At 72.1% G+C, this 2596-nt stretch carries 1 protein-coding gene and 1 pseudogene; one reads left to right on the top strand and one right to left on the bottom strand.

Annotated features, from left to right (window positions below):
• Window positions 1-655 precede the first annotated feature (655 nt).
• The gene (locus VR45_RS37920; protein WP_045944500.1) at window positions 656-1468 is read right to left on the bottom strand and encodes a hypothetical protein; all 813 of its coding nucleotides are present in this window, start codon (window positions 1466-1468) and stop codon (window positions 656-658) included.
• Between the two features lie 717 nt (window positions 1469-2185).
• On the opposite strand from VR45_RS37920, the pseudogene VR45_RS37925 reads away from it, so the two are divergent.
• Window positions 2186-2596: pseudogene (locus tag VR45_RS37925) on the top strand (tetratricopeptide repeat protein); the annotation flags it as partial.

The following is a 2596-nucleotide window of genomic DNA, read 5'->3' on the forward strand; positions in this document are numbered from 1 at the left end:
CCGGCATTGAAGGAGTAGTACCGGCCCTCCCAGTCCGGGCTCAGGATCGCATCGAGCATCGCCAGCGAACGGCACGTGTCCCGCAGGTCGGCGATGCTGGGGAGCTGGCGGGCTACGTCATAGACAGTCACGTGCTGATCCAACCCGACACCACCGACACCCAAGCCCGCCGGGGCCGTCGTGAGCCCTCCAGTTCCAACATGCGTGGCCAGGTTTCAACTATCGTGGCTCGGCTCAACCACGGTGCACCGCCACTGCGCCGACCAACGGGTTCTGAACGATCACTCGCAGACTACGGCGCTCCGTCACATGCAGGCGGTCGCGGAGCCGGGCCGTTCCCCGGGGGTACGGGCCCGGTCGGCCTTCGCCCCCTGCATCCTCGAGGAGGACTTCGACTGGGCCGACGGGCGGCGGCACGAGGAGCGGACGGTCGAGCGCACCAGCACCGGCCGACGCTTCGGCTCCTCCCCCACGAGCACGCCGCCGCCCGGCCAGGGGTGCTGCGGCAGGGCCCACCGGTCGCGCGGACAGCCCGGGTGCGAAGCCCTACCAGGGGCAGACCCCGGCCCGCTTCCCCACCCTGCCCGCCGCCGGCCGGAACCGCAGTCGCCGCACGGCACCGGTCGGGGACACCGCCCGAGGTTGCCGCGAACGGTCATCCGCCGTACTCCCAGGCCTCCTCGACCGCCGACCCCTGTGCGTCGAGCTTGATCAGACGCGAGGCGATGGCCCCCTCGTTGCGGCCGAACTCCTGCGACAACTCGGCGAGCGACATCCCTGCGGCGCAGAGCGTCAGAAGCCTCCCCTCCTCCTCCGGCGTCCAGCGCTTGTAGGCGTTGGGGTGCTCACGCTGCTTCTCCTCGACGGTGTACGCCGGCTCGGGCGCGGGTTCCGCACTCTCGAACAGGCCGGCGGCGGGAGCGGGATCCTCGGGGCGGTCAGCGAGGCCGAGGTCGTCGAGCTTCCAGAGAACCGCCTTCTCGGACCGCCCCAGCCGCCGCGCGATTTCCTCCGGCCCCGTCCCCTCGCGGTGCGCGGCCGTCAGCCGTTCCGTCTCCTCCCTGCCCCACGACTCCCCCGCCCGGGGACCACGCCGGCCCGGCACCGCGGTGCCTACGTCCGCGCCCGTGCCTGTGCTTGTGCCCGTGGCGGCGGCCGGTACGGGCCGGCCGGCGGGGGCCGCGCCTGTCACGCGCACGAGCAGTTGGGCGATCAGCGGGATGTCCGCCGGGAGGATCTCTCCCCGCAGTTCGCTCAGCAGTACCCCGTGCGCGTCGCACCCGGTGACGCTGATCCGCGCGGGACCGTGCGCGCGGGACTCGTAGGACACCTCGTAACGGCGCGACCCGTCCGGCGCGGAAACGCCGAGAGTCTGCACAGAGGGCCAGTCCCCCCAATCCGCGACGGGTGCAAGGGAATCCTTGACAGGATCCGAGCTGTACTGGTCACCGACCGGGTCCCACGACATGGCTCAGCAGCCTTTCCGGCCGCAGCGATCGGTACGGCCAGTTCGACGGACAGTATTCGTTGCCGCACACCCCACGAAGGAGGATGCGCAGGAGAGGCCCTCGATGCATATTGTGTCGTCAGAAATACTTCTCCGTATGCAGCTTCTTGGCTCTCGCCACTGCCCGGCGCCCACTCCCCCCCGGCCCGGACCCCGCGAACCTCAGTCGAAGGTTGTCCGAGACTGCCGACACAGTCCCGCGGGCGGTCCTCCGGGCGGTGGCCGCCCCTCGACACCCGGCCCCCTCCGGCCGACCAGGCCGGGGCCTCGGGATTCTTCCGGCTGGGCGGCACCATCCCGGAGCCCCGTCGGCCACGGCACACCCGCCCGTCCGGGGTTATCCGAAACGGTGAAGCCGAAACGAACACGCGTCCGGTTCCCGGCAGGTGGTCGGACGCCGCTAATCACAACGGCTGGTCGCAGCCCCGGCTCGGCCGCGAACTCGGCGCCGCCGAGGGCAAGGGAGCCTCCGGACCCGGGCGTGACCAGGTCTCGCGGTGGGAACTCGGTGGACGTGTCCCCACATACTGGCTGCCGTACCTGATCGAGGTCCTGGAACTGCGGCCCCCGCCGGCGGACGACAGTTCGCCGACCGGTCCGAAAGATCCGGCCCCGGGCGATACCGTGGATTCCGTCATCGAGCTGAGCCGGAGGGACGTGGTGGATCGCCGGGGATTCGTGGCCGCCTCCAGCGCGTACGCGCTCGCGGCCCTGGGGCTGCCCGACCCGGAGAGCCTGCTGCGCCGCGTCCGCCTGAAGTCCGGGGGGAAGGTCCGTGCCGGCCGGGGCGAGGTCGCGGCCGTCCGGCAGATGACCAGGTCCCTGGGCGACGCGGCGGCGGAGCTCGGCGGCGGACACGCCCGCCACCTCGCCGTCCGCTACCTCCACGAGGACGTCTCCGCCTGGCTGGACGGCACCTGGACCGAGGCCGTCGGCCGGGACCTGTTCGCCGCCACCTCCCAACTCGTCCACCTGGCGGGCTGGATGGCCCAGGACGAGGGCAACCAGGACGCCGCCCAGCAGTACTACGCGCACTCCTTCCGCCTGGCCTCCGAGGCCGGCGACGCCGAACTGGCCGCAACCGCCCTG

Origin of the sequence: Streptomyces sp. NRRL S-495, assembly GCF_000966955.1 — a bacterium.
In the GTDB taxonomy this organism is placed as follows: Bacteria; Actinomycetota; Actinomycetes; order Streptomycetales; family Streptomycetaceae; genus Kitasatospora; species Kitasatospora purpeofusca.